Source organism: Maribacter sp. (genome assembly GCF_039974175.1).
Lineage (GTDB): Bacteria > Bacteroidota > Bacteroidia > Flavobacteriales > Flavobacteriaceae > Maribacter_C.
Map to the genome: position 1 here is coordinate 569,637 of NZ_JBDWJN010000013.1, position 25,324 is coordinate 594,960.

General features: G+C 39.5%; 24 protein-coding genes and 1 pseudogene. 13 read left to right on the top strand and 12 right to left on the bottom strand.

What is annotated here, in order from left to right:
- Positions 1 to 2: 2 nt before the first annotated feature.
- Positions 3 to 935 (bottom strand): transporter, encoded by a 933-nt coding sequence (locus ABJN95_RS19840; protein WP_348373067.1) that lies wholly within the window; start codon positions 933 to 935, stop codon positions 3 to 5.
- Positions 936 to 1,038: 103 nt separating this feature from the next.
- Between ABJN95_RS19840 and mazG the strand changes: the two genes are divergently transcribed.
- From mazG to ABJN95_RS19865, 5 genes are all read left to right on the top strand, one after another.
- Complete coding sequence (gene mazG / locus ABJN95_RS19845; RefSeq protein ID WP_348373069.1) at positions 1,039 to 1,824, top strand: nucleoside triphosphate pyrophosphohydrolase; 786 nt, start codon at positions 1,039 to 1,041, stop codon at positions 1,822 to 1,824.
- A 74-nt stretch (positions 1,825 to 1,898) separates the two neighbouring features.
- Positions 1,899 to 3,269 carry an MATE family efflux transporter gene (locus tag ABJN95_RS19850; protein ID WP_348373071.1) on the top strand — a complete coding sequence of 457 codons (1,371 nt, stop codon included), beginning with the start codon at positions 1,899 to 1,901 and terminating at the stop codon, positions 3,267 to 3,269.
- A 5-nt stretch (positions 3,270 to 3,274) separates the two neighbouring features.
- Complete coding sequence (locus ABJN95_RS19855; protein ID WP_348373072.1) at positions 3,275 to 3,502, top strand: hypothetical protein; 228 nt, start codon at positions 3,275 to 3,277, stop codon at positions 3,500 to 3,502.
- A gap of 4 nt (positions 3,503 to 3,506) precedes the next feature.
- Entirely contained in the window at positions 3,507 to 4,076 is a 570-nt protein-coding gene (locus ABJN95_RS19860) for a phosphatase PAP2 family protein (protein ID WP_348373073.1), read from the top strand.
- Positions 4,073 to 5,731: a glycosyltransferase family 39 protein gene (locus tag ABJN95_RS19865; RefSeq protein ID WP_348373075.1), complete on the top strand. Its 1,659-nt coding sequence runs from the start codon at positions 4,073 to 4,075 to the stop codon at positions 5,729 to 5,731. The genes ABJN95_RS19860 and ABJN95_RS19865 overlap by 4 nt, the downstream gene beginning before the upstream one ends.
- Before the next feature lie 81 nt (positions 5,732 to 5,812).
- Here the strand turns inward: ABJN95_RS19865 and ABJN95_RS19870 are convergent, their stop codons facing one another.
- The 5 genes from ABJN95_RS19870 to ABJN95_RS19890 all read right to left on the bottom strand — a co-directional run bounded on the left by ABJN95_RS19870 (position 5,813) and on the right by ABJN95_RS19890 (position 10,245).
- Positions 5,813 to 6,685: a lysylphosphatidylglycerol synthase transmembrane domain-containing protein gene (locus tag ABJN95_RS19870; protein WP_348373077.1), complete on the bottom strand. Its 873-nt coding sequence runs from the start codon at positions 6,683 to 6,685 to the stop codon at positions 5,813 to 5,815.
- Entirely contained in the window at positions 6,669 to 7,628 is a 960-nt protein-coding gene (locus ABJN95_RS19875) for a glycosyltransferase family 2 protein (protein WP_348373079.1), read from the bottom strand. Before ABJN95_RS19875 ends, ABJN95_RS19870 begins: the two co-directional genes overlap by 17 nt.
- Before the next feature lie 32 nt (positions 7,629 to 7,660).
- Positions 7,661 to 8,698, bottom strand: coding sequence for a methylmalonyl Co-A mutase-associated GTPase MeaB (gene meaB / locus ABJN95_RS19880; protein WP_348373080.1), 1,038 nt, complete (start codon positions 8,696 to 8,698; stop codon positions 7,661 to 7,663).
- Between the two features lie 2 nt (positions 8,699 to 8,700).
- On the bottom strand, positions 8,701 to 9,270 hold the full coding sequence (locus ABJN95_RS19885) for a DUF2911 domain-containing protein (protein WP_348373082.1): 570 nt from the start codon (positions 9,268 to 9,270) through the stop codon (positions 8,701 to 8,703).
- Between the two features lie 69 nt (positions 9,271 to 9,339).
- Complete coding sequence (locus ABJN95_RS19890; protein ID WP_348373083.1) at positions 9,340 to 10,245, bottom strand: aldose epimerase family protein; 906 nt, start codon at positions 10,243 to 10,245, stop codon at positions 9,340 to 9,342.
- A 183-nt stretch (positions 10,246 to 10,428) separates the two neighbouring features.
- On the opposite strand from ABJN95_RS19890, the gene ABJN95_RS19895 reads away from it, so the two are divergent.
- Genes ABJN95_RS19895 through ABJN95_RS19905 form a run of 3 tightly spaced genes read left to right on the top strand, consistent with a single transcriptional unit; the run spans position 10,429 to position 12,971 of the window.
- Positions 10,429 to 10,971 (top strand): RNA polymerase sigma factor, encoded by a 543-nt coding sequence (locus ABJN95_RS19895; RefSeq protein ID WP_348373085.1) that lies wholly within the window; start codon positions 10,429 to 10,431, stop codon positions 10,969 to 10,971.
- The gene (locus tag ABJN95_RS19900; protein WP_348373086.1) at positions 10,955 to 11,539 is read left to right on the top strand and encodes a hypothetical protein; all 585 of its coding nucleotides are present in this window, start codon (positions 10,955 to 10,957) and stop codon (positions 11,537 to 11,539) included. The genes ABJN95_RS19895 and ABJN95_RS19900 overlap by 17 nt, the downstream gene beginning before the upstream one ends.
- Positions 11,511 to 12,971 (top strand): hypothetical protein, encoded by a 1,461-nt coding sequence (locus tag ABJN95_RS19905; protein ID WP_348373088.1) that lies wholly within the window; start codon positions 11,511 to 11,513, stop codon positions 12,969 to 12,971. The genes ABJN95_RS19900 and ABJN95_RS19905 overlap by 29 nt, the downstream gene beginning before the upstream one ends.
- On the opposite strand, the gene ABJN95_RS19910 is transcribed toward ABJN95_RS19905, so the two are convergent.
- The 3 genes and pseudogenes from ABJN95_RS19910 to ABJN95_RS19920 form a co-directional block, all read right to left on the bottom strand.
- Positions 12,972 to 13,709, bottom strand: coding sequence for a sugar-binding protein (locus ABJN95_RS19910; RefSeq protein WP_348373090.1), 738 nt, complete (start codon positions 13,707 to 13,709; stop codon positions 12,972 to 12,974).
- 146 nt (positions 13,710 to 13,855) lie between these two features.
- Entirely contained in the window at positions 13,856 to 14,542 is a 687-nt protein-coding gene (gene msrA / locus ABJN95_RS19915; protein WP_348373091.1) for a peptide-methionine (S)-S-oxide reductase MsrA, read from the bottom strand.
- A gap of 192 nt (positions 14,543 to 14,734) precedes the next feature.
- Positions 14,735 to 15,535, bottom strand: a pseudogene (locus ABJN95_RS19920) (malectin); the annotation flags it as partial.
- Positions 15,536 to 15,925: 390 nt separating this feature from the next.
- Here ABJN95_RS19920 and ABJN95_RS19925 point away from each other — a divergent pair.
- Positions 15,926 to 16,603 carry a peptidoglycan DD-metalloendopeptidase family protein gene (locus ABJN95_RS19925; RefSeq protein ID WP_348373092.1) on the top strand — a complete coding sequence of 226 codons (678 nt, stop codon included), beginning with the start codon at positions 15,926 to 15,928 and terminating at the stop codon, positions 16,601 to 16,603.
- A 183-nt stretch (positions 16,604 to 16,786) separates the two neighbouring features.
- Positions 16,787 to 17,032, top strand: a complete 246-nt coding sequence (locus tag ABJN95_RS19930; protein WP_348373094.1) for a hypothetical protein — start codon at positions 16,787 to 16,789, stop codon at positions 17,030 to 17,032.
- 18 nt (positions 17,033 to 17,050) lie between these two features.
- On the opposite strand, the gene ABJN95_RS19935 is transcribed toward ABJN95_RS19930, so the two are convergent.
- Positions 17,051 to 17,749 carry an arylesterase gene (locus ABJN95_RS19935; protein WP_348373096.1) on the bottom strand — a complete coding sequence of 233 codons (699 nt, stop codon included), beginning with the start codon at positions 17,747 to 17,749 and terminating at the stop codon, positions 17,051 to 17,053.
- A gap of 66 nt (positions 17,750 to 17,815) precedes the next feature.
- On the opposite strand from ABJN95_RS19935, the gene ABJN95_RS19940 reads away from it, so the two are divergent.
- The 3 genes from ABJN95_RS19940 to ABJN95_RS19950 all read left to right on the top strand — a co-directional run bounded on the left by ABJN95_RS19940 (position 17,816) and on the right by ABJN95_RS19950 (position 23,206).
- Entirely contained in the window at positions 17,816 to 18,505 is a 690-nt protein-coding gene (locus ABJN95_RS19940; protein ID WP_348373097.1) for an ABC transporter ATP-binding protein, read from the top strand.
- Between the two features lie 47 nt (positions 18,506 to 18,552).
- Positions 18,553 to 21,048 (top strand): FtsX-like permease family protein, encoded by a 2,496-nt coding sequence (locus tag ABJN95_RS19945; protein WP_348373224.1) that lies wholly within the window; start codon positions 18,553 to 18,555, stop codon positions 21,046 to 21,048.
- Between the two features lie 139 nt (positions 21,049 to 21,187).
- A complete protein-coding gene (locus tag ABJN95_RS19950) occupies positions 21,188 to 23,206 on the top strand; it encodes a M13 family metallopeptidase (protein WP_348373225.1) in 2,019 nt (672 codons plus the stop codon).
- Positions 23,207 to 23,368: 162 nt separating this feature from the next.
- Here ABJN95_RS19950 and ABJN95_RS19955 read toward each other — a convergent pair whose 3' ends face one another.
- A complete protein-coding gene (locus ABJN95_RS19955; protein WP_348373099.1) occupies positions 23,369 to 23,911 on the bottom strand; it encodes a DUF4287 domain-containing protein in 543 nt (180 codons plus the stop codon).
- 48 nt (positions 23,912 to 23,959) lie between these two features.
- The gene (locus tag ABJN95_RS19960; protein ID WP_348373100.1) at positions 23,960 to 25,318 is read right to left on the bottom strand and encodes a Xaa-Pro peptidase family protein; all 1,359 of its coding nucleotides are present in this window, start codon (positions 25,316 to 25,318) and stop codon (positions 23,960 to 23,962) included.
- Positions 25,319 to 25,324: the final 6 nt, after the last annotated feature.

Here is a 25,324-nt window from a genome sequence, read left to right on the forward strand (position 1 = left end):
TCTTATTTTAATTGATAACTTACAAAAGCAAGTTGCTTGCTGTTCGGCGACCATGAAGGTACATTTATGGTTCCTTGCCCACCAAATAGTTTTGCCATTATTATAATCTTTTTTGTTTCTAAATTCAGAAGTCTTAGCATTACGTTCTTGTTGGCAGGGTGTCTACCTGAAGGCACCTCTGTATTAAAAGTGACGTAAACAATCCATTTTCCATCAGGAGAAGGATGCGGAAACCAATCATTGAACTCGTCATACGTAATTTGTTCTTGCTGGCTGCCATCTGTTTTCATACGCCAAACTTGCATAGTACCAGTACGTTCAGAATTAAAATAGATGTAGGTTCCATCTGGAGAATAATCAGGACCGTCATCGAGCCCTTCTGAGCTAGTCAAACGCATTTCTTCACCTCCTTCAATGGGAATAGTATAAATATCATAGTTGCCATTGCGTTCTGCACAATAGGCCAAAGTTTTTCCATCTGGAGACCACCCATGCCAGTAAGAGGGACCAAGCGGAGTGATTTTTTTGGGTTCACCTCCTTGAATTGGGATGGAATAGATTAAAGATTTCCCCGTTTCGGTTTGATCACTAATAACCATTTTGGTGCCATCTGGCGAAATGCCATGGTCATTATTGATTTTTTTTAGCGACCCCGTAGGAATCAACTCAGGCACACCCCCTTCTGTAGAAATTTGATAAAGCAAGCCTGCGCTATTGTAAATCAAAGTCTTACCATCAGGAGTCCAGTTCGGGGCCTCAAAATGGCTGTCGGCTCGATACACTATTTTTCGTTCCAAGGAAGAAACAGAAATAATTTCCAAGGTACTTTCAATACGCTTTTCGGAATTCATATTTTGAGCTTGACCGATGGTTCCTAAGGGTAGTATCCCCATAAATAGAAAACGATACATGTAATTTCCCAGAGAGCGAGGCATTCGGTTTGTTTGAATTTTGATCTTTTAAAGATAACCAAAAATACACTTCTGAAAGAGCGAAAGATAAGCAATGCGATTTGTACTTTTACCGAAAGCAATTTCGATGAATTCAAGACAGACTCAATTAGCCGCTTTTGACCGACTACTAACTATCATGGATGAACTTCGTGAGCAATGTCCGTGGGATAAAAAGCAGACTATGCAAAGTCTGCGCCACCTCACGATCGAGGAAACCTATGAACTAGGAGATGCCATTTTAGACAATGATTTGGAAGAAATTAAGAAGGAGCTGGGCGATTTGCTCTTGCATATTGTTTTTTATGCTAAAATAGGGAGTGAGACTGATGCTTTTGATATTGCTGATGTATGTACAGGTATAAGTGAAAAACTGATTAGCCGTCACCCTCATGTTTACGGAGATGTCAATGTAAAAGACGAAGAAGAAGTACAACGCAATTGGGAGAACTTGAAACTGAAAGAAGGAAAAAAGAGTGTATTGGAAGGTGTTCCAGGGGGGGTACCTTCTTTAGTAAAAGCCAATCGAATTCAAGATAAAGTGGCAGGAGTTGGTTTCGATTGGGAAAAGCCAGAACAAGTATGGGAAAAGCTGCAGGAGGAATTGGCCGAATTTCAGGAAGAGGTTAAAGCGCAAGACTTTGAAAGAATGGAAGCTGAATTTGGGGATGTCCTTTTTTCCATGGTTAACTATGCTCGATTTTTGGATATCAATCCGGAAAATGCACTAGAGCGAACCAACAAGAAATTCATTAAACGTTTTCAATACCTAGAAGCTAAGGCAAAAAGTTTAGGGAAAGCTTTAAAAGAAATGACTTTGGCCGAGATGGATGTGTTTTGGGAAGAGTCTAAAGCGATAGACGGTTCTTCGTGAGATGCATAGCAAACCGTAAATTTGCCAATTCGTTTATTTTATTAAATTTTTATTTTTCAATAATCCATTAAGCCTTGTTACAAAATTATACCAAAGAATTTGCTTATAACATCACACTCTCCCTTCCGGTTATCATGGGACTCTTAGGTCACACGGTAGTTCAGTTAGCAGATAATATTATGGTAGGGCAGTTGGGTACAGCGGAGCTTGCCGCAGTTTCACTGGGTAACAGTTTTGTTTTTATCGCCATGTCTTTGGGCATTGGTTTCTCAACGGCCATTACACCCTTAGTTGCAGAGGCAGATGGTGCGGGTTGCAAAGCGGATGGCAAGAGTGCTTTAAAACACGGCCTCGTTTTATGCACCGTTCTAGGAGGGTCTCTTTTTGGTCTTATTCTACTTGCGAAGCCGCTAATGTATATTATGGACCAACCACCAGAGGTGGTTGATTTGGCTATGCCTTATTTGGATCTGGTGGCTTTTTCGCTCATCCCCTTGGTCATTTTTCAAGCGTTCAAACAGTTTTCTGATGGACTATCGCAAACGAGATACCCTATGTATGCCACGGTTATTGCTAATGTGGTAAACATTGTATTAAACTACTTGTTAATTTTTGGTTCTTTCGGATTTCCTAAAATGGGAATTGTTGGTGCCGCCATCGGAACTTTGGTCGCTCGAATATTAATGGTTATCTACATCTGGTATCTGTTGAAAAGCAAGAAGAAGTTTCAAGACTATGTTACAGGCTTTAATTTTAGAAAGCTCGAAAAGAAGGTGATGAACAAGATTATCAGCTTGGGGTTTCCTTCGGCCCTTCAAATGTTTTTTGAAGTTGCAATTTTTACAGCAGCCATTTGGTTAAGTGGAGTGCTGGGAAAAAACGCTCAGGCAGCCAATCAAATCGCTTTGAATTTGAGTAGTATGACTTTTATGTTCGGTATGGGCCTAGGCGTTGCCGCAATGATTCGAGTGGGAAATCAAAAAGGCTTGCGTAATTTTACCGAACTCCGACGTATAGCAAAGTCTATTTTTTTGCTAACTTTTTTGATTGAAATTGTTTTTGCTGCACTCTTCCTATGGGGAAGAAATTGGTTTCCAACCTTGTATCTAAATCTCGACTCAGCCTTAAATCTATCCGACAATACCGAGGTAGTTTTTCTCGCTGCTCAGCTTTTACTGGTATCCGCTTTTTTTCAAATATCTGACGGAATACAAGTTGTTGTTTTAGGTGCTTTACGTGGATTACAAGATGTAAAAATCCCTACTTTTATAACCTTTATAGCCTACTGGATTATTGGATTTCCTATTTGTTATTACCTTGGGCTCCATACAGAATTGGGAAGTACTGGTATTTGGATTGGACTCCTTAGCGGACTAACAGCATCTGCGATTATGTTGTATATTCGATTTAATTATCTCACAAAAAAGTTAATCGCTCAAAGTTGAATACTATGGAATTTCCGAAATTTTTATTGGGTGATAATACCGATTATCCATCTGCTATTTTTATCATACATACCGACTACCCAAGATTCATAATTAATCTGGAAAATGACGAGGTGGAATGGCTGGAGGATTTTACTAAGGAGGATGAAAATGACCTAGAAACGGAGGCAGAGAATTTGATAGCGCAGGCGACGGCATTTTACGACCGAGAAGTTTCCCGCTACGAAGACTAGTCTTATGCTTGATGATCTCCTGTCATATGATAAAGAAGTTTTTTTAATACTCAATAATTTGGGTAGCGAAACTTGGGATGGTTTCTGGATGTTCGTCACCAATAAATTCACTTCAATTCCACTATATCTTTTGCTACTATTTCTCTGCTATAAGCAGATTGGTTTTAAAAAGACTGTATTACTTGTAGTAGTGGCTATTTTAATGATTGCCGCCGCTAACGGCTTGGCCGATTTTTTTAAGTATGGGGTGCAGCGTTTACGGCCATGTTTTGACCCTGAGGTGAATGCGCTAGCAAGATTGGTAAAAGACAGCTGCGGGGGTAAATTCGGTTACTTTTCAGCACATGCTGGCAATACCATGGCAGTAGCCACTTTCTTTTCCATTTTATTAAAGGGTAAATACCGTCACATAGGAATTTTCTTGTTATTTTGGGCTATTTTCGTAGGATATAGTAGGATATATATTGGGGTGCATTTTCCGCTAGATGTGTTTTCAGGAATGGTAATAGGCCTGTTTTTTGGCTGGTTATTTGCAAAGTTGTATATATTTGCACTCCTCAAATTACCTTTATGATATCTAATACAAGGTATTGGTTTTTGTTGCTCCTGACCGTAGTTGTGTACATAGTAGGAATGTTCGTGAAACTCTTTGAGAACGATTCTGCACAGTTCGCTGTTATGGCCATGCGTATGGTTCAAGAGAATGACTTTTTAAGTCTTTTTAAAGGTCCGGAAGAATATCTTGACAAGCCACATATGCATTACTGGCTTGCCGCACTTTCGTATAAAGTTTTTGGAATTCATGCCTGGGCGTATCGTATTCCAGGAATACTTGCTACGCTACTCGGCGCCTATAGTTGCCATGGCCTAGGCAAGCTACTTTATAACAAAGGAACTGGCAAACTTGCTGCACTCATCTTTATGACCGCCCAAACCATAGTATTGGCCACCATAGACGTTCGAACTGATGCCGTACTAACAGGATTTACCATTTTTGCTATTTGGCAATTGACTGCCTATATTGAGACCAAGTCTTTGAAGAATATCCTTTTAGGAGCATTTGGCGCGGGGATTGCCTTTTCCACAAAAGGTCAGATCGCTTTAGTAGTAATAGGTTTTCCCTTACTATGTCATTTGGCGTATACGAGAAGATGGAACCGATTTTTAAGTTGGAAGGTGCTAGTTGGGCTACTGATTTTTGCCCTTGCCGTTGCCCCAATGCTGTATGCTTATTACCACCAGTTTGATTTGCATCCTGAGAAAATTATACGGGGAAAAGACAATCGAAGCGGAATATTTTTTATTTTTTGGGAGCAGAGTTTTGAACGCATGAGCGGCACAGGTATGGGAAAGAACAGTAGTGACTACTTTTTCTTTTTTCACACCTTTTTATGGGTTTTTCTTCCATGGACCATATTGGGAATTGGAGCGTACTTCTGTAGGTTGAAAACGCTGATCAATTTAAAATTCAAGTACAACCCCAAGTATGAATTTTTGACCTTTGGTGGTATTACACTCATTTTCATTGTCATCAGTTTTGCGCAGTTCAAACTGCCTCACTATTTGAATATCACAATACCGTTGTTCTCTGTGCTGACCGCATCATACTTGTATAGTCTTTACAAGTACACCAAAAGAAAAACGATCAAGGCACTTCTTGGTGTTCAGTATTTTGTTCTTTGTCTTGTATTTATTGCCTCTGTGTTGATATGCTTTTATGTATTCAAATTTGAAAGCAACTACGCTTATATTTTGTTGGGATTAAGCTTTGCAGTAATTATCTATTATAGTCTGAAACGAGAGGAGTATTATTTGCGAACTATTACGATCTCCGTGTTTAGCTCCTTGCTATTAAATGCAGTTTTGAACACTCATTTCTACCCCTCATTGTTGGAATATCAGGCAGGTTCATCGATGGCGGAAACGATAGCTGAACATAATATTCCTGTGGATAACATTTACAAAGTTTCTGAACATTACACTTGGTCTCTTGATTTTTATAATAAAGAGCCTGTACAGATTACCTCAATAGCCGAACTCGGAAATAAAAAAGACGTCTGGGTATATGTAGATGATTTACAGTTGAAAGAACTTCAAAATATGGGTTTCGATTGGGATAGGCAGTTTACAGAAAACCAGTTTCGCATTACAAGACTACAAGTCAAATTTTTAGATCCGGCAACAAGAAAGAAGGTCTTGAATAAAAGGCATTTAATTCATATTTATTAGCTGCACGAGGCGATAAAGAAGAGGTTGGAGAGATTATCTGTGCTAGGAGCATGCTTTGTTTAATTGCCTTCGACCCACTGCTTATGATTTAATTGTTTCAAGTTTTACTTTTTTGAAATGATACAGAATTCCAAAAAGAGATACTAGGGCAGTAATCAAAAAGAAAAGTATACTAATACCCACAGAAGTGGTCTCAGTTAAGCCCAGCCAGGCCGCGCCATAGAAAAAAGTGAGCTCTCGACTTCCTATCCCGCCAATGGTCAGCGGAATTACCGATACTATGGATGAAATCAAAAATATGAGTAGGTAAGCCACACCATTGCTTTCAATGCCTAAGGATTTTAAAATAAAGAAAACACATACCAATTGTGATAGTTGTACAAAGGCCGAATACGCAATCGATTTCCAAAATACCGGAAGTACATAATCAAAAAATTTCGCATTCAAAAAATAAAAAACCACCATACTTAAGGGAATGGCAAATCCGATTAGAATTTTAAAATTAGCTAGGTCATCATTGTTTATAACCATTGCCAATGCACAAGCATATATGAATAGCAGGAGTAAGCCACTCAAGCGGTCAAGAACTAGAACGGCAACCACTTTCTTGGTTTCAACTTCAAAACTCTTTTTGATGACATAACCTTTGTAGGCGTCGCCCCCAATACCCCCTGGAAGGAAGAGATTATAGAACATTCCAAGTAAATAAAGCTTCAAATTGCTTTTCTGCGTTAGCAGAATCTTGAGTTCATGAAAGTATAAATTGAGGCGATAAGCCGCTATCACTTTAGACATTGCAAAAAACACCAATGCGAAAAGCAAATACAACGGATTCGCTTTTTTAAAGGTTTCAACGACCTCAGCTACATTGAGTTTATTAAAAATGAAATAGATAAGCGCGACACTTATAAGAATCTTTAAGGCCGTTAGTCCTTGTTTACGAAGATTCGCCACCCACCGTTATTTTTTTGATTCTGTAAGGCCGTTTCTGCTGCGATTCATAATAGGTTCGTATTAAGAGCTCCATTACGATACCAATAGTAAATAATTGTATGCCAGCTAGAATAAACATCAGCCCGAAAATTAATAGCGGTCGTGTACCAATATCTTCCCCAAAACCGAATTTTACAATCAAGAGGTAAACGTTAATTAGACCACCTAAAATAATAAGTAAGACCCCAAAAATTCCAAAAAGGTGAATGGGGCGCTGAAAGTACTTCCGAATAAAGAGCAGAAGCATCATATCTGCAACCACTTTAAATACACGTTCTAATCCGTATTTTGATACCCCTGCATTTCGTGCATGATGTTTTACAGGAACCTGTTTTATCTGCGCACCCTCCAAATGAGCGAGCAAGGTAATAAAGCGGTGCATTTCTCCGTAGAGATTCAATTCTTTGGCAATGTCTCTCGTAAATACCTTGAGCGCACAACCGTTGTCTTTGATGTCAAGGTTGGTTACTCTACGTACTAAGAAGTTGGCAATTTTGGAGGGTATTTTTTTTACCAGAGAATCTTTCCTCTTCTGACGTATTCCAGTTACGACATCATAATCATCTTGAACGGCATAACCCAACATTTCAGGAATATCACTTGGGTCATTTTGCAAATCGCCATCCATGGTAATAATATATTCTCCTTTGGCATGATCAATTCCCGCTGCAAGCGCCAAACTTTGGCCGTAGTTCTTCTTAAGTTCAATCAAGTGAACCCTTTTGTCGTTCATTCCCTTAACAACCTTGCGGGTATTGTCTGTTGAAAAATCATCGACATAAATGATTTCATAGTTATACCCTGCCAAACTCTCATGAATCTTTTCGGTTAAAAGAACAGCATTGTCTTGCTCGTTATAAAAAGGGACTACTATGGAAAGTAAAGAATCGGTAACTACGTTCATCGACTGCGAATTGCTTGGGCAAATTTAGGTATTTATTTATGATGTGAGTGTAGTAATTTTTCCGCTGCTCGAAAGGGGGATATTTTATTGTTGATCACATCATTAATCAAATTTTCAAGTTGCATAGCGACCTTTTTATCTTGATAAAACCGTTGTTTAAGTCGGTCATCAAGGGTTTGTAATAACCAATTTTTATTCTGTTTTTGACGTTTTATGTTAAAGAAATTAGACACTTTGTTTTCTGAAATATAGTTCAAAACCATCTCCCAAATTTCGTCAAGCCCGGTATTTTTCAATGCAGAACAACTTAGCACTTTGGGAACCCACCCATTTTCTTTTGGCGGGTATAAGTGTAGTGCCCTAGAAAACTCAACAGCAGCACTTCGGGCTCGCTTTAGATTGTCACCATCTGCCTTGTTGATCACAATAGCATCGGCCATTTCAATAATACCCCTTTTAATACCTTGAAGTTCATCTCCTGCTCCTGGCAGTTTTAATAACAAGAAGAAATCGACCATACTGTGAACGGCGGTTTCACTTTGACCGACACCTACCGTCTCTACAAGAATCACATCATAACCTGCTGCTTCACAAAGGATAATAGTCTCCCGAGTTTTTCGGGTAACTCCACCTAATGATATTCCAGAAGGGGAGGGGCGAATGAAGGCATTGTCATCTTTGACCAATTCTTGCATTCGGGTTTTATCACCTAGAATGCTTCCCTTTGTCTGTGTACTTGTTGGGTCAACTGCAAGAACAGCGACTTTTTTTCCCAGAGCAGTTAATTTCTTCCCAAAGGATTCTATAAAAGTACTTTTACCAACCCCGGGAACCCCGGTAATTCCGATTCGAATGCTATCCGTTTTTGTTGCCAAGCACTTTTCAATAATAGTATTGGCTTTTTCAAGATTCTCTTTTTTGGTGCTTTCTACCAAAGTAATAGCTCTGGCCAAAGCGGTTTTATCATTGTTAAAAATACCAGAGGTAAGTACTTCCACGGTGGGAATCAACTTCCGGCTATCTTGAATTTTAGCAATTCGTTCCGAAGATGTTTTTTTTTGAGATGCCAAATTTAGTTGTTGATAGGAATTTGAACGATGGTCTCATCCCATGACAAAGAGAGGTTTACCGGGTTTCCTTCATCAAAAGAAATCGTAAAACTTTCTCGTTCTGCGGAAAGTGAGTTTGACGGAACTTCGACTTGTACGACATCGGTTGCGGCATCCCTGGTGGTATCCTTCCCGCCGCTCAGAAGTGTAACACCCCAATCAGGTACCTCGCTATTGAATATAACCGACCAACTATCTTTGCCAGGAATAGTCCAAATAGCATAGGTGCCTGCAGGTAGCTCCTTGTCTATAATCTTAATTGCTGTTTTGGTAGTAAAGGTCGTGGGTTCATTCGCACCGGTTCTCCAAACAGCGTTATAAGGAACGAGTTCTCCAAAAATAACTCTACCTTTCTTAAAGGGACTTGAGTATGCAACTGACAAATCCATGCCATTTTGGGTATATGTTGCCACTTTTTGGGGACTAATTTTTTTGGTTTCTCCCTGCATATAAGGCCATGCAATAAATTTGAATATCAAAAACAAAGCGCCGAAAGTTAGCAGCAAGCCGATAAGCCATTTTTTTAATTTCATGTTTATATATTTAAAGTTAGTCTAAGTTACTAAATCGGTAGCTATTCGGGTAATATTGAGGAAAGCCTCCTACAAAAGGTCAAAAACAAAAAGCGATTCATTTTTGTAGATTTCCCCTGGACGAAGTTTGCTATTTGGGAAGTTTTTTTTATTCGGCGCATCGGGATAGTTTTGAGTTTCAAAACAAATCGCTGGAAATTCTTGAGGTGTATAGCATATCAAGGCAGGCTGATTTGTACTAATTTCCATGGCTATTCCTGTTTTTTGAGAAGAAACCATTCCTGCTATTTTTGACCCTGAGTCAAGCACGAAGGGTGTATCTAATCGCGTAGTGCCTATTTTCCTCTTCTTTAGAAAATCGAAGGATGTTTCCTTGACGGAAATCAATTTACCCGTAGGTAATAAATCCGTATAGGTTTCGACCAGTTTTGAACAATGCAATTGAAGATCATAGTCGTTTATTTGACTCTCATCATCCAATCTGAAATAGGAATGATTGGTCAAATTGACCACAGTAGTGCGGTCTGTAGATGCTTCATGTATGATATGCAATTGGTTGTTTATTAATTTGTAGGTGACAAATACTTTTAGATTTCCTGGATATCCTTCCTCCAAATGCTTGCTATGGTAAGATAGCTTTACAAAAGGTTGCCTGCCTTGATGTACCTCTTCAATAGTCCAGTATTTTTTACCAAAACCTTCTTTACCTCCATGCAGGTGCACACCGTCTTTTTGAAACAAATGATACATTTCACGATCTAGTTCGAATCCTCCATTGGATATACGTCCAGCATATCTTCCTACGCAGGCACCTAAAAATTTATTGTCCTCCAAATAGCTGTTGGGAGTATTGTAACCAGCAACAACGTTGACTGATTTTCCATTCTTGTCTTTTACCAGCACCTTTTGAATAATCGCACCGTAATCCAACACAATTAAGGTAATAAATGGGGTGCTGATGGTAACTTGCTTCATAAAATTCTAATAATTATCTGTGGAAAGCTTTCAATCAAATACGTAAGTTTCCGTTAAATCGATGTTCTTGCAATCGACTTATTTTTTGAATTCCATATAAAATTACCTGTTTTTTGCAACATCCTATTTTTTTGTTCGTCCTTAAAGTGAATTCAACGTCAAAACCAACAACGAAACTGCCAAATGTTTCAAATTGATATCGTAGAAGAGTGCAAAGCCAACAATCGCAAAGCACAATTAAAGCTTTACAAACAGTATTGTGAAGGAATGTTCTGTGTTGCTATGCGGTTTCTGAAAAATGCGGATGATGCGGAAGATGTCATACAGGAGGCATTCATAAAGGCATTTCAAAAAATTCATCAGTTTAAGGGCGATGTAAGCTTTGGAGCTTGGTTGAAACGAATTGTTATTAATACTAGTATTGACTTTTTAAAAACGAAACAACAAAAGTTGGTAGCATTGGATGAGGGTTATATGCATGTAGAAACTGATGAGAACTGGTCAATCGAAGCAGGTATATCACTTGATGATGTAAAATTAGCCATTGAAAGCTTACCTGAAAAATACAAGTATGTAGTGATGATGTTTTTGATGGAAGGTTTCGACCACAGTGAGATTTCACAGGTGTTGAACATTACAGAGTCGGCTTGTAGAACTAGGTTGTCACGTGGAAAAGGATTTTTAAAAGAATTACTTAAAAACAAAAGATATGTCTCAGGATCTTAGAGAATTATTCAAGAAAGATAGGGAGAAGCAGAAGCCCGTTATGAATGACGGTCACCAAGAACGGTTTTTGAAGCGTTTGGAGAAAGAGCTGCCGCAAATGAAGAAATCGTCATTCGGTCTGCTTAAAATTGCGGCGACGGTATTGATTTTACTCACTGCAGGATATTTTGGATACAAGAAGTACTCCGAAAAACCGATCAAAGAGATCATTGTGGAAGGGAAAAATGAAATAGTTGAACCCAAAGGTATTTCATTGGGCGACTTATCTCCAGATCTGGAAAAGGTAGAAAACTACTATGTGGCTAACATCAATTTAGAGCTATCGAAACTGGAGGTGTCACAAGATAATAAAGCCCTTGTTGATAGCTTTATGGAACAATTAGAGAATTTAGATTTGGAGTATAATAAGCTTAATGCAGAGCTAAATCAAATTGGCCCAAACGACGATACGATATCAGCCTTAATCCAAAACTTACAGTTGCGCTTGCAATTGTTACAGCAGTTAAAAAAGAAGTTAAACAATTTAAACACATCAAAAAATGAACAAGTCGAGACAAACACAATTTAAAATGCTCACTTTGCTCCTATGCTTCATCGCCATAGGGGTATATGGGCAAAAACAAACAAAAACCTTTAAGGAGACCTTTAATGTTTCTAGTGATGCGCTACTAGATATCAATACGAGTCATGCAGATATCGAGTTCGAAACATGGGCCAAAGCTGAAGTCGAAATTGAAGCAATTATTGAGATTGATGGGGCTACCGATGAAGAAGCTGAAGCGTACTTCGAAAATTCAGGTTTACAAATTTTAGGGAACAGCAATAAGGTTTCTATTAGCACGGGTTCTACGAATACATGGCTTTGGCCTCATGCACTTAGTGATGCACAAAATTTTCATATCGAAATGCCTGAGTTTCCAGATTTGCATACCTATACCTTCGATTTTGATTTCGACGAGTTGAGTAATATTCCTATTCCGCCCATGGCAAAATTTGACCACAAAGCCTTTAAAGAAGATGGTGACGCGTACTTAAAGAAATGGAAAAAGCAGTTTAATGAAAGTTATGATGAGGAGCATGTTGCAAAGTTAGAGGAATGGGCAAAGCGAATGGAAGAAAAGCAAGAGAAAATAGCAAAGAAAAGAGCAGAGATGATGGAAAAGCGCCAGGCCATGCATGAAAAACGAAATAGAGAACGAGCGGAAAGACACGAGAAGATGGCCGAAGCGAGAGCGAAGAGAAATGAAGAACGTGTAAAAATAAGAGAACAACAAATATTGAGATTGAGAACGGGTGATAGTGGGAATGATTCAAACGATCTTTTTATCATAGATAGCGACGGAGAAGGCAAGCCAAGTATTTTTTATCGATCTTCAGATGGTTTTCATAAAAACTATAAGGTCAAAAAAACGCTTAAGGTTAAAATGCCCAAAGGGATGAAAATAAAAATGAATGTGAGACATGGAGAGGTGAAACTAGCGGAAAACACCAAAAACATCAATGCCACACTTTCACATTCTAGCCTATGGGCGACAACTATCGACGGTGATAAAACAACGATTAGCGCTTCTTATTCTCCTATCAGCGTTCAGAATTGGAACTATGGTCAGCTACAAGCAAAGTACTCTGAAAATGTAGCCTTGAAAGAGGTGCTTAATTTACGTTTAAATGCTACCTCTTCTGATGTCACTATTGATCGTTTGATTAATAGTGCTTTTATTAAGAACGACTTTGGGCCGATACAGATTAAGTCGGTGTCGAATAGTTTTAAAGATATTGATATTACATTGCAGAATGCTGAATTGAATTTTAAGGCTCCAACTGTTCCGTTTACGATATACGTAAACGGAACATCGTCTAAGCTGATTTCTCCGGCGAGCATTACTTGGAATCAAACAAAGAATCATAATAATACGATTCACCGGGGTTATTTTAAGCGTGAAGATGCTGGGAGTTCAATAGTGGTCAATTCTAAGTACAGTGAAGTGGTTATGGAGTAATCAGTCTTTCAGCAAGATTGTACCAAAGATATCTGCATTTATCCAAGCTTGATTTTTATCTTCACCCGGAACAAAAACGGAACCTATAAAGTTTTCTCGCTCTGTGCTTTGATCATTATCGCAATAGGCAAGCGCAAAACCAATTTTTTTGTTAGCTTTTAGAATCGTTGCCCCGTTCTTACTTCCTTCGGTGTAGCTGTCATCGTAAATTTTAATGGCCATTTCCCAAGTACTTAGATTTCCTTCCGTAACTCTTTTTGAAGAAATATGCTCATTGTACAACTTTGGCTCCTTACTAGGCGCTAAGTCTACTACATTGCCATCTAATGCAATGTGATACCCAAAAGCATTGTGACTCTGTTGGTGAAGCCCTCCTGAGTTGTCTTCGTCAACAAAGACCTGAATTGAATCATCGTTCCACCATAATTTTAATGGTTCCTTTACGCGATCGTAGAGCGAATCATCGATAATTTCCACAAGTATATAAAGGTGATTTTCGTCCCAGTTTAGCTTAAAGCGACCATTAAAGTCATCATGCTCGTAGGGGCGCCCCAGCCAATTTTGATCTAGGAGATGCCAGGTCGCCATGTTCCATGAGTTTTCATTGCCTTTCCCGTCTATGGTGGGGCTTTCAGAAACTCTGTTTACTTCAATAATTTGATGGTCTTCTTTCTTCTGTGGTCCTAGATTACATGACCATAGGAAAAGCAATAGAAACAGTGGGGCAATTAGCTTCATAGGTTACAAATTTGGGGATTTGCAACTCTAATATAGTAATTTCTTACGTTTTTGATAGATTTTAATTCTTCAATTGGAAATAAAAAATCCGAATTAGTAAGAAAAAAAGCGACGAATAAGCCGCTTAAATTTAACAACATGCATTGCTAATGGGCCTCTTCCTTTAAGTAATCTCCAAAGTTTGCCTTGAATCGATTAAGTCTTGGTATTGAAACGTTGGTGATATAGGAGTTATTTGGGTGCTTCTTTTCGTAATCTTGATGATAGTCTTCTGCAATCCAAAATTTTGTAAACTCGGTAACCTCAGTAGTAATGGGATCTTCATCGTAAACCTTCTGTTCTTTTAACGCTCCGATATATGCTTCAATGATCTTTTTTTCTTCTGCATTCTTGAAAAAGGCAACTGATCTATACTGCGGACCGCGATCCGGTCCTTGTCTATTTAGGGTGGTGGGGTCATGAGAACCAAAAAATACTTGTACTAAGGCAGTAAAAGAAATCACTTTTGGATCGTAGTACACTTCTACCGCTTCTGCGTGACTGGTTAATCCGGCACCCACCTGTTGATAGGTTGGGTTTTCTTCGGTTCCACCAGCGTAGCCTGAAACCGCTTCTTTTACCCCTTTTACACTTTCAAAAATAGCTTCAACACACCAGAAACAACCACTAGCAAAATAAGCCGTTTCATATGCACTAAGGTCTTCTTGGGAAACTTTCGCATTATCTTTTTTTAATTCTTGCTGAGGCTCAGTATTTTCTTTTTTCTGATTCGACTGGCAACTCGCGGAGATAAACAGAATAGTTGCCAACAGACTAGTTTTTAAAATTTTCATGCTTTTCATTTCAAAGTTTGTAGACCAAGTTACAAACTCCTTACAGTATTGTTGGTAAAAATGTGTTAACAAATACAGGTGTTTGATGTTGATATTGCCAGCTGCTAATTAGCACAACGTAAAAACCCCGCTACTAAGCGGGGTTTATGTTTTAATAAAATTGTGTGCTACTTTCTAAGTAATCAGGTGCTTTTAGGGATCAATTGTTCCATTACCGAATACTTCGATTGCTGAAATCTTAGGCTTGTCTACGGTAGAGGTGAAAACAATATTTAGCTCTCCATCAGTAACCTCAATATCGTACATTTTAGTAATTGCTTTGGCAGGACCTTCGGCAACTTTGAAGACGTCAAAACTGTTTAATATAGACATTTCTTCCATATCTATATCAAAAATTCTACTACCTTCGCCACCTTCTTCTCCAGGTGCATCCGTCTTGAGAACCCCCCAATATATTTCTGCAAAGTGAAACTTCACAGTATATGTACCGTTTGTAACGGGGATGTCATACGAAAATGGGCCGTTGTTATCGTCATTTGCTGTTATGGTTTCTGTGAGGTAGATTTCATCAAGATCTGTATTTTCAATTTCAGTTATACTTGGGTGAGCTGTATAAGAGGCTAGAGAACCACCACGAAATCGTTCGTCGGCCGCCCATATGTCAGTTCCAATGGTAACTTCAGGCCCTCCAGAATTAATTCGCAAAATATTAGGTCCGGCTTCTTCTGTAGATTCTTCCGCATCTTGCGGGCAACCATCTAGTGCCGCAACACCAGCCTCATTAGGGCATGCATCATCGCCATCTGCAATTCCATCACTATCTGCATCTGGGCAACCACCCAAAGCGGCAAGACCAGCTTCGTTAGGGCAAGTATCATCTTTATCAGCTACGCCGTCACCGTCTGCATCTGGGCAACCACCTAAGGCAGCAACACCAGCCTCATTAGGGCAAGCATCGTCTTTATCAGCCACCCCATCGCCATCAGCATCAGGATCGGTCTGAACTATGGGGTCCGAATCATCGCTACCACAAGAAATGGGAATTAAGGCGAGAGAAAAAACAAATAAAATAAGTGCAATTCTCCAGATTTTTTTTCTTTTCATAATAAACACATTATAGGATTTAAACTGTTTCTTTTTCAAATTTTATGGCGTAAAACTATTTATCCTTGTAAAATTCACCAACTATATTTTTACTTAATCGACAAAATGCAGGAGCAGTTTTCATGCCCAACTACTAAAACTAAAATCTAATTTAACAGTAAAGTTAACATGAAATTACTATATAATTGCAGGCAACGAAAACTATAACCTCTTTTTTTTTAACAATTTAATGGGCAAAAACCCTAAAATTGCATGAAATTTATTTAGTAGTCAAAGTGTATGATTTCATCGTTTAAACGAATATGTAGCCGTCAAGCACCTATAGGTTCTGTACTCGAAAAGGGCATTTCAATAGACCATTATTGCTCACTAGACCTCAGTGTATCAAATTTAGCAATAGCCGATATGGATATCAGTGACCCTAAGAATTGTCAAACGTATATTGACCAAGTTCTGATAAAAAAAAATGCAGTTGTTGCCTACGGAGGGTATTTAGAAAAAAGGAATCTTTACGGTGGTACACCAAGTTTTACCAAAAATGGAACTGTAAGAAATATTCATTTAGGACTTGACTTTTGGACAGCCGCAGGAACCAAGGTGATTGCACCATTGATGGGGAAAGTACATAGTTTTCAAAATAATGCTAAATCAGGTGATTATGGTCCCACCATAATTCTAAGCCACGAAGTTGAAGGAGTTGTTTTCTATAGTCTGTATGGGCACCTCTCTTTGCCGTCTTTAGTAAACATGAATGTTGGGCAAGAATTTAAAAAAGGAGCTACCATAGGAACGCTGGGTACGCCTGATATCAATGTTAATTATGCGCCCCACCTGCATTTTCAGATAATACTCGATATGGAGGGAATGCAAGGCGACTATCCTGGAGTTTGTTCGGTAGACACCCTCGATTTTTATGCTAAAAACTGCCCTGACCCCAATCTGTTGCTAAAGATGTAAGTCGAAGCTACCGTCAAAAAGCACATTTTTTCGATAAGACGAAAATGGCATTGTTTCCTTTTAGCGAAGGTTTTCTACACTTTATCCTAGCTTTTGTCATTTAACTAAAATATGACCTCTTAAACGATTCAGAACCCTTCAGAATACGCTTGCACGAGTTATAATAATAACAAAATGCAAGACATGAAAACTATACTTACTTTGTTATTCGTTTTATTTATCGGGTTGGCTGCTCAAGCCCAGTCTGCTGTTGAAGATACCCAAGTTAAGGTAGAAACAATTGAAATGGGAATTGTGACCTCTACTTCTTATGAAAAGACTGAAAACGATAACAAAACTGAAGTAGCACGTTTGTACAAGTTCAAAAATTCTAGAATAAAAAAAGCTTTGAAATTCACCACAAAAAGAAATAAGGCCAAAATGGCTTAATCGCCGTGAAATTCTTTTTTAAAGAAGTTCCTCTAAAACAGCCCAAACATTGTTTGTAACAATTTTTTGCCCCTCTGCGGTGGGGTGAATTCCATCAGGTAGATTTAATTCTGGCTTTCCGGCAACACCATCCAGTAAAAAAGGAATCAATTGCAAGTCATTCTTTTCTGCCAAATCGGGAAATATGGTTCGGAATTCTCTAGTGTATCCTTGTCCCATATTCGGAGGTATTTGCATCCCCGCCAAAATAATTTTTGTTTCGGCATTCTTATCACGAACTACATCGATTATCGTTTGAAGGTTACTCCTTGTTTCATTTAATGGAATACCTCTTAAACCGTCATTCGCACCCAATTCTAATACAAAAATGTCAACCTTTTGTTTTAAAACCCATCCCAATCGATTTTTACCGGCAGCCGTGGTTTCTCCGCTAAGTCCCGCATTGATAACTGTATAATTTAAGTCAAGTGAATCCAACCGGTTTTGTATCAAGGAAGGAAAAGATTCTTTGGTATCCAAACCATATCCAGCTGTTAAACTGTTTCCGAAGAACAATATGGTTTTGGTGTCTTTGGCCTTAGAAATCTCGCTATCAACCTCTGTTTTCGCTTTTACTTCGTTCGTGGTTTGTTCATCTGCCTTTTTGGTAGCTGTATCACCACACGAAACCATCCCTAGAAAAACAAAAAAATAACTAAACTTTAAGAAGATGCGCATAACAGTAGGGTCTATTTATCAGAATCATTTCCTTATTTTGCAATTTGCTATCGGAAACTGAAATTTATGACAAAGATATTAAACGTTCGCAACCTAGGGAAGACTTATACAAGCGGTTCGAAGCGATTGACAGTATTAGATAACATATCATTTGATGTAGAGGCGGGAGCGACCTTTTCAATTGTCGGCCCTTCTGGTAGCGGGAAGACTACTTTGTTAGGGCTTTGCGCTGGCCTAGACAAGGCAGATTCTGGAAGTGTAGCCCTTTGTGGTACCGTCTTAGATACGCTAAATGAGGACGAAAGAGCGCTATTAAGAAATAAAAGTATTGGTTTTATTTTTCAAGATTTCCAACTGTTACCCACTTTGACTGCATTAGAAAATGTGAGTGTACCGCTGGAGTTGCAGGGAAACAAAAATGCTGCTGCAATTGCAAATGAGCTTTTGCAGAAAGTCGGTTTGGGTGAGCGAACAGATCATTATCCTTCTCAGCTTTCTGGGGGTGAACAGCAACGGGTGGCGTTGGCAAGGGCCTTCTCGAACAAACCTGCAATACTTTTTGCCGATGAGCCCACAGGTAATTTGGATGAGGAAACGGGAGAAAAGGTTATTCAATTGCTTTTCGAATTAAATAAAGAGGCAGGTACTACTTTGGTTATTGTTACGCATGATTTAGATTTAGCCAAGCGGACACAACATATACTACGTTTAAAAGGGGGAAAGATTTTAACCAATGAAACTATAGCCGTATCGTGAGCGATCGTCCGATAACTTCAAAAGCCGGTATAGACTGGCTCATAAAGATGGCTTGGCGAGATGGCAAAGCAAGTGGCAAGCGCTTACTGCTATTTATGGCATCGATTATACTAGGTATTGCCGCTGTTGTTTCCATACAATCTTTTAGTCAAAACCTGAAGGAGAATATCGCTTCACAGTCTAAAGCATTGATGGGGGCCGATTATATTATTGATAGCAATCAGCTTCCAACCGAAAAGGTTCAGAAAATCATAGACTCCTTAGGATCTAGTGGCAGAGAGGTAAGTTTTGCTTCTATGGCTGCTTTTCCAAAGAATGGTGCTACCAAACTAGTACAGATTCGGGGAATTGAGGGAGGGTTTCCCCTGTATGGTGAATTGGAAACCCTTCCTGCCACTGCTGCCGTTGACTACAAAACTAAAAAGGGTGCCCTAGTAGACGCAACGCTTATGTTGCAGTATAAATTAAAAACGGGAGATAGCGTAAAAGTTGGGGAATTAACTTTCCCAATAGTCGGTTCTGTTATTTCAGCTCCAGGCAGTAATGCCATTTCTACAACCGTGGCTCCGCCGATAATTTTACCATTTGCCTTTATTCAGAATACAGGCTTGCTACAGACAGGTAGTCGCTACAAATACAATTACTATTTCAAAGCCGAACCCGGTTTTGACGTGGAGGCTTTGGATGAAGAAATTGACCCCGTTTTAGACGCCGAAAACGCAGATTTTGATTCTCATATGTCAGTAAGTCGACGCCTGGGAAGACGCTACGAAAATTTTGCCAAGTTTTTGAATTTGGTGGCGTTCATCGCGCTGCTATTGGGATGTGTGGGTATTGCAAGTTCTGTACATATTTATATAAAGGAAAAGCTACGCGGTATTGCCGTTCTCAAATGTATGGGCGCTACTCGCAAACAAACGTTCTCGATTTACCTTATTCAGATTGCTGGCTTGGGGCTCATAGGTGGTGTGGTCGGAACCCTACTGGGAATAGGGCTTCAGCAAACTTTTCCATTGCTCCTGCAAGAGTTTCTTCCTTTTGATGTAGCGATTACGACCTCCTTTCAACCAATGATCATGGGCTTGCTACTGGGGGTGTTTATGTCTGTTTTATTTGCATTGCTTCCGCTGTTGTCTACATGGTATGTATCTCCTTTAGAAGTACTCAGGGTTCAAGAGGTAAGTTCTGTAGCCGTACAAAAGGCGGCAATTTTTGTCTTATTGGGTATTCTGGCCTTTGTCTATTTCTTTTCCTTATGGCTGCTAAAAGATAGCCGCTATGCTATGGCTTTTGTATTCGGAATTTTGGTAACCTTTTCTATCTTGGCCGGTGTTGCAGCATTATTCATGAAAGCGATCAAAAAATATTTCCCTGCTTCATGGGGCTTCACTGCTCGCACCAGTCTTCTGAATCTTTTTCGCCCAAACAATCAAACCATGGTTTTGATACTCGCTATTGGGGTAGGCTCATTTCTAATAAGTACTTTGTATTTTACGAAGGATATTTTATTGGCAAAAGCAACCTTGGAGGCCAATGTGGAAAACCCCAATATCATTTTGCTCGATATTCAAAGCAATCAGAAGAAACAAGTAGCTGAAACGATTGCTCCAAAGGGGTTGCCGATAATAGATAACATTGCTATTATCACAATGCGAATACATAGTATCAAGGGTGTACCTGTTAACGATTTGCGATTAGATACTACCTTGACCATGAAAAAATGGATTCTCAACCACGAGTTTAGGGTCACCTACAGAGATTCGTTGATTGCCTCTGAAAAGTTGGCTTCAGGAGATTTTAACCCTGAAGTGCCAGAGCGCGGACCTATTCCAATTTCCCTTTCCGATAATATTGCAAGCGATGCCCAGGTAGTTATTGGTGACACCTTGGTATTTAATGTACAAGGGGTTTTGATGGAAACAACGGTGGGAAGCATACGAACTGTTGATTGGGGCCGTATGCAATTGAATTTTTCGGTTGTGTTTCCTGAGGGAGTTCTTGAAGATGCTCCGCAATTTCATGTCATTACCACAAAAGCGCCAGACGAAAAAACATCGGCACAACTCCAAAGAGAATTGGTCAGTAAATTTCCAAACGTTTCGGTAATCGATTTGCGCCAAGTGCTAACCCTTATTCAGGGTATCCTTGACAAGATCTCTTGGGTAATAAATTTTATGGCTTTTTTTAGTATCCTAACCGGAATCATAGTACTTATAGGTTCTGTGCGGACGAGTAAGTACCAGCGCATTAAAGAAAGTGTTCTACTCCGAACTTTGGGTGCTAAGAGCAATCAAATACTTAAGATCACAGCGCTAGAATATTTGTATTTAGGAGTTCTAGGCAGCGGTATTGGTATTCTTCTTTCTTTGATAGGTGCTCAGTTATTGGCCTGGTTGGTTTTTGATGCTCCTTTTATACCTTCGTGGGTGCCTTTTGTCGTACTATTGCCTGCCATTACTATCCTAGTATTGCTAATAGGGTTAGGAAATAGTAGGAGTGTGTTGAATAGTCCGCCTTTGGAAGTTCTGCGCAAAGAAGCATGATTTGAGTTCAACTTCCAACAGATAATTTTAACAGATAATCCGTAACGTTTATTCGTATTTTGCGTCTATTAAAAAGAACTAATTTCAATATAACTCATAATATTAGAAAATGAAAAACTTGTATTTCTTAGCTGTTGCCATGCTTACCGTAGGGTTGAGCAAGGCGCAAACGGCTCCGATTAATGATGGCGAAGCGATGCCAGGAATTGTTTTGGAAAACATGAAACCCGAAATAAGTCCGAAAGACGACTTTTACAATTTCGTAAACGGTACTTGGATGGATGAAACCGAAATTCCCGCTGATCGATCTAGTTGGGGTGGATTTTCAGTACTTCGCAAATCAACCGATAACGATGTACTCGAAATACTAGCAAAAGCAAAGTCTAGTGGAAAATATGGTCCCAAGACTGATCAAGCGAAGGCTTTGGCCATCTTTGACACCAAGCTAGATACCGTTGCCAGAAACAAAGCTGGTTTGAAACCTCTTCAGCCTGCCTTGGATGCCATTGCAGGAATTCGAAATCTTGAGGATTTGCAAACCGTTTGGGCAACAAACCCTACTGTTTCAACCCCCTTTATTGGGCTTGGAATTTTTGCTGATTTAAACAATAGTTCAATGAACGCGGTTTATCTTGGCCCAAGTGGCCTGGGTCTGCCAGATAGAGACTTCTATTTGGAGCAGGATGAAAAGTCAAAGGAAATTCGAGAGGAGTACAAAAAACATACAGCGCGTATGTTACAAATGTTAGGTGATAGCGAAGCCGAGGCTATGGCTGCGGCCGAAAAGATCTTGGCCATGGAGACTCAATTGGCAGCACCGAGATTGAATAAGGTTGAGCGACGTGATGTGCGTAACTTAAATAATCCACTAAATTTAAAAGAAGCGGATGCGATGCTAAGTAGCATTGATTTGTCGAAGTGGATTAAAGATCAAGGGATTGAAAAAGCGTTCGATACACTACTTGTAACTCAGTTGAAGTATACTGAGGCTCTCGATACATTTTTAAAAGAGACAGCTATTGAAGATATTAAAACCTTAGTGCGTTGGGATACGTTCAACAGTGCAGCGGGCAGGCTTACTACGACTACGGAGAAGGCCGATTGGGCATTTTACAGTAAATACCTCAGAGGTTCTGAGAAACAACGCCCTGCTGATGAGCGAGCTCTTGCGACCGTGAACGGAGCAGTCGGCGAAGCACTTGGTCAATTGTATGTTGATGCTAAATTTCCGCCCGAAGCAAAAGCCAAGGCAGAATTGATGATAGCAAACGTAATTGAAGCGTTCAAAGCGCGTATTCAAAAATTGGATTGGATGGGCGATACTACGAAATTAAAGGCGATTGAAAAGTTAGATAAATTCACCGTCAAGATCGCATACCCGAACGAATGGAAAGATTATTCTAAAATGCAAGTTTCGGCAGATAAGTCGTACTTTGAAAATAGGGCCGCAGCCAGCGAATGGACCCGCATGGATAGTTATTCAAAAATTGGTGAGCCGGTAGATAAGAAAGAATGGGGTATGTCACCACAAACCGTAAATGCCTATTTCAACCCCTTGAACAATGAGATTGTTTTTCCAGCGGCGATTTTACAACCCCCTTTCTATAATTATCAAGCAGATGAGGCAGTTAATTATGGTGGTATTGGTGCGGTTATAGGACATGAAATTTCCCATGCATTTGATGATAGTGGTTCTCGTTTTGACGCCGACGGTAACGTCAAAAATTGGTGGACTGATGCCGATCTCGCTGCTTTTACTGAGCGCGGAGATGCTTTGGCTGCACAATACGACGCCGTACAGGTGTTGGATAGTGTGTATGTAAATGGGAAGTTCACTCTAGGGGAAAATATAGGTGATTTAGGTGGTGTTTTGGGAGCCTACGATGGCTTGCAACGTTTCTACAAGGAAAACGGAAGACCCGATGATATAGATGGTTTTACGGCAGAACAACGTTTCTTTATGTCATGGGCCACGGTTTGGAGAACCAAAAGTAGAGATGAGGCCTTGCGCACACAAATCAAGACCGATCCCCATTCTCCGGGAAGGATTCGTGCTACCCAGCCCTTATTAAATATTCAGGCATTTTATGATGCCTTTGACATTAAGGAAGGAGATGCAATGTACTTGGCTCCAGAGAAAAGAGTTAGTATTTGGTAAGTAATTGCGCCATAAAATTTAAAACCGATTTCTTGAAAAAGAAATCGGTTTTTTTATGACTACTTACGATCTCGATTTTAAATATCTTGAATTTGGACCTAATAAAGTTTTTCTTCTTGATTTTGATTGCACCAATGTATAGTGTAGGTGTTAAAACCTAATTTAATTTGCTTTCTCGTAGGCTTCTTTCAACCAATTCGTCAGTTGGTCGTCGACGTCTGCAGTTGAGGTAAGTTGCACTCTATGAGTGCACATAGTGCCAAACGGCCCAGAATTTCCGAGACGATCGGTAATGGGTTTGTCTTTTAACTTTAAACCCAGATCGATTCTAGTTTTGGTTGCGGGTTTGATGAGCGCAAATTGCTTCTTCCGAATGATACTTACACTAGTTTTTTTTGGAGTTTTTACCACATCTCTTCCAAAATTAGAAACCACCGATATCAATTTGTTATAGATCGGCAACAACGCCTCTTTACCCTTATATTGATTTGTAACCAAATCGGTAGCATCTTCTGTATTTTCTTTTGACAAGTGAATAATCGTATTAGCGAACCCGTGCGTAACACCGTGCTCACCTTTAAGGAACTTCATGGCTTCACCATGTTTGACAAAGTTGTGTTGTTTCAGAATTGCTTTCCATTCGTCTAAGGATTTGCCCGTTTTTTCAGGCATATTGTTGATCATGGTTTGAAGTGCTTTGTCCATTGTATTAGGTATTAATTAGGTATTTGTTTTACGGAGAATTTTTCTTTCTTATTTTTTTATCAATTTTTCCAAATCTTCAGGGGTACGAGGCAAGTCTTTACTGAGTACTTCGCAGCCATCTTCAGTTACTAAAACAACATCTTCCGTGAACACGGAAATTTGGTCGTCATGATTGTAGTACCAGGGTTCTACGGTGAATATCATACCGGGCTGCAACTTCGCATCGGCAAGCTTAGGATCACTGGTAGAAAGTCCTAAATGATGACCGAAGAACAAACCCACTTGCATGTATTTTTTTGCGTGATGAGGTATAATGCTATCTGTCAGTTCTTTGATGTTGGCAAAGGTGATTCCAGGTTCGATGTAGTCGATGATTTGATCGGCTATTCCAACTTCCATAGTTAATATTTTCCTTTGTATATCAGTGAACTTTCCCGAAACGGGAAATGTTCTACCGACATCACTCACGTAGTTTTTATATTCACATCCGACATCGAAAATAACCAGCTCACCATTGCTAAGCACACGGTTTCTTCGGTTGTAATGCGTGGCCAGGATGCGCCACGGCCAAAGTGAATTAGGTCCTGACTTGATAATAGATCCAAACGCCAACCGATGTGCACCATTCACCTTGTAGTTTCCTTCCAGTATTCCCTCTAAATAACGTTCATCGATACCCGCTTTGATCATTTTGGCGGCCGTTTTAATTCCCTCAATATTGATGGCAGTTGATTTGCGCATGATTTCAATTTCTTGTGGAGATTTAATCATGCGCACCCTAGCCACAGATTCATACATATTTTGAAATTTCAAACCTTTGTGATTGGTTTGCAACGCATTCAACAAGGTTTGAACTGGAGTAGGGGAGCTGATGTAGTCTTTGGAGGCAAAGCCAATTTCACCTGCTTGACCGTTGTCAATTAAAGCTATCGCCCCTTCAGATGCTTTACCATCCATAAGGTCCGAAAACTCAGAAATATCCTGTAATGTCAGTCCCGATCGTAGGGTTATTTCGCTATCGGTCAAAAGAGGTCTTCCAGGAAAATCATTAGGGCGCGAAGCACTTTCAAATCGTAAATCACGTTGCGGTGCGAATATCATTGAAGTTTGATTTGTTAAATCCAAAACCAAAATACTGTTGGGCAATTCCAAGCCAGTGAAGTAGTAGAAGTCATCTAACTGACGAAAAGTTTCCCCGAATGAAAAACCATCTTTGGAAGGAATTATAGCAAGACCTGTCTTTCCTGAATCTAGTAAATCTCTTGTCAATTTTGTTCTTCGGATTGCCAATTCTTCCTTGGAAAATGGCATTTCGGTCCATTCAAAATATAATTGCTCTGGCGTTTGTGTATATAGATTAAACGAAAAGCTAAAGGCCGCGGCTAGTACTAAGATGTTAAATTTCATATAGCG

Bases quoted from the DNA above. Each gene is read 5' to 3' on its own strand.
- ABJN95_RS19935 (WP_348373096.1), bottom strand. From the start codon at position 17,749: ATGCGCATCTTCTTAAAGTTTAGTTATTTTTTTGTTTTTCTAGGGATG.
- ABJN95_RS19865 (WP_348373075.1), top strand. From the start codon at position 4,073: ATGATATCTAATACAAGGTATTGGTTTTTGTTGCTCCTGACCGTAGTT.
- ABJN95_RS19940 (WP_348373097.1), top strand. From the start codon at position 17,816: ATGACAAAGATATTAAACGTTCGCAACCTAGGGAAGACTTATACAAGC.
- ABJN95_RS19900 (WP_348373086.1), top strand. From the start codon at position 10,955: ATGTCTCAGGATCTTAGAGAATTATTCAAGAAAGATAGGGAGAAGCAG.
- ABJN95_RS19960 (WP_348373100.1), bottom strand. From the start codon at position 25,318: ATGAAATTTAACATCTTAGTACTAGCCGCGGCCTTTAGCTTTTCGTTT.
- ABJN95_RS19895 (WP_348373085.1), top strand. From the start codon at position 10,429: ATGTTTCAAATTGATATCGTAGAAGAGTGCAAAGCCAACAATCGCAAA.
- ABJN95_RS19910 (WP_348373090.1), bottom strand. From the start codon at position 13,709: ATGAAGCTAATTGCCCCACTGTTTCTATTGCTTTTCCTATGGTCATGT.
- ABJN95_RS19855 (WP_348373072.1), top strand. From the start codon at position 3,275: ATGGAATTTCCGAAATTTTTATTGGGTGATAATACCGATTATCCATCT.
- msrA (WP_348373091.1), bottom strand. From the start codon at position 14,542: ATGAAAATTTTAAAAACTAGTCTGTTGGCAACTATTCTGTTTATCTCC.
- ABJN95_RS19860 (WP_348373073.1), top strand. From the start codon at position 3,507: ATGCTTGATGATCTCCTGTCATATGATAAAGAAGTTTTTTTAATACTC.
- ABJN95_RS19955 (WP_348373099.1), bottom strand. From the start codon at position 23,911: ATGGACAAAGCACTTCAAACCATGATCAACAATATGCCTGAAAAAACG.
- mazG (WP_348373069.1), top strand. From the start codon at position 1,039: ATGAATTCAAGACAGACTCAATTAGCCGCTTTTGACCGACTACTAACT.
- ABJN95_RS19885 (WP_348373082.1), bottom strand. From the start codon at position 9,270: ATGAAATTAAAAAAATGGCTTATCGGCTTGCTGCTAACTTTCGGCGCT.
- ABJN95_RS19875 (WP_348373079.1), bottom strand. From the start codon at position 7,628: ATGAACGTAGTTACCGATTCTTTACTTTCCATAGTAGTCCCTTTTTAT.
- ABJN95_RS19950 (WP_348373225.1), top strand. From the start codon at position 21,188: ATGCTTACCGTAGGGTTGAGCAAGGCGCAAACGGCTCCGATTAATGAT.
- ABJN95_RS19890 (WP_348373083.1), bottom strand. From the start codon at position 10,245: ATGAAGCAAGTTACCATCAGCACCCCATTTATTACCTTAATTGTGTTG.
- ABJN95_RS19945 (WP_348373224.1), top strand. From the start codon at position 18,553: ATGGCTTGGCGAGATGGCAAAGCAAGTGGCAAGCGCTTACTGCTATTT.
- ABJN95_RS19925 (WP_348373092.1), top strand. From the start codon at position 15,926: ATGATTTCATCGTTTAAACGAATATGTAGCCGTCAAGCACCTATAGGT.
- ABJN95_RS19930 (WP_348373094.1), top strand. From the start codon at position 16,787: ATGAAAACTATACTTACTTTGTTATTCGTTTTATTTATCGGGTTGGCT.
- ABJN95_RS19840 (WP_348373067.1), bottom strand. From the start codon at position 935: ATGCCTCGCTCTCTGGGAAATTACATGTATCGTTTTCTATTTATGGGG.
- ABJN95_RS19905 (WP_348373088.1), top strand. From the start codon at position 11,511: ATGAACAAGTCGAGACAAACACAATTTAAAATGCTCACTTTGCTCCTA.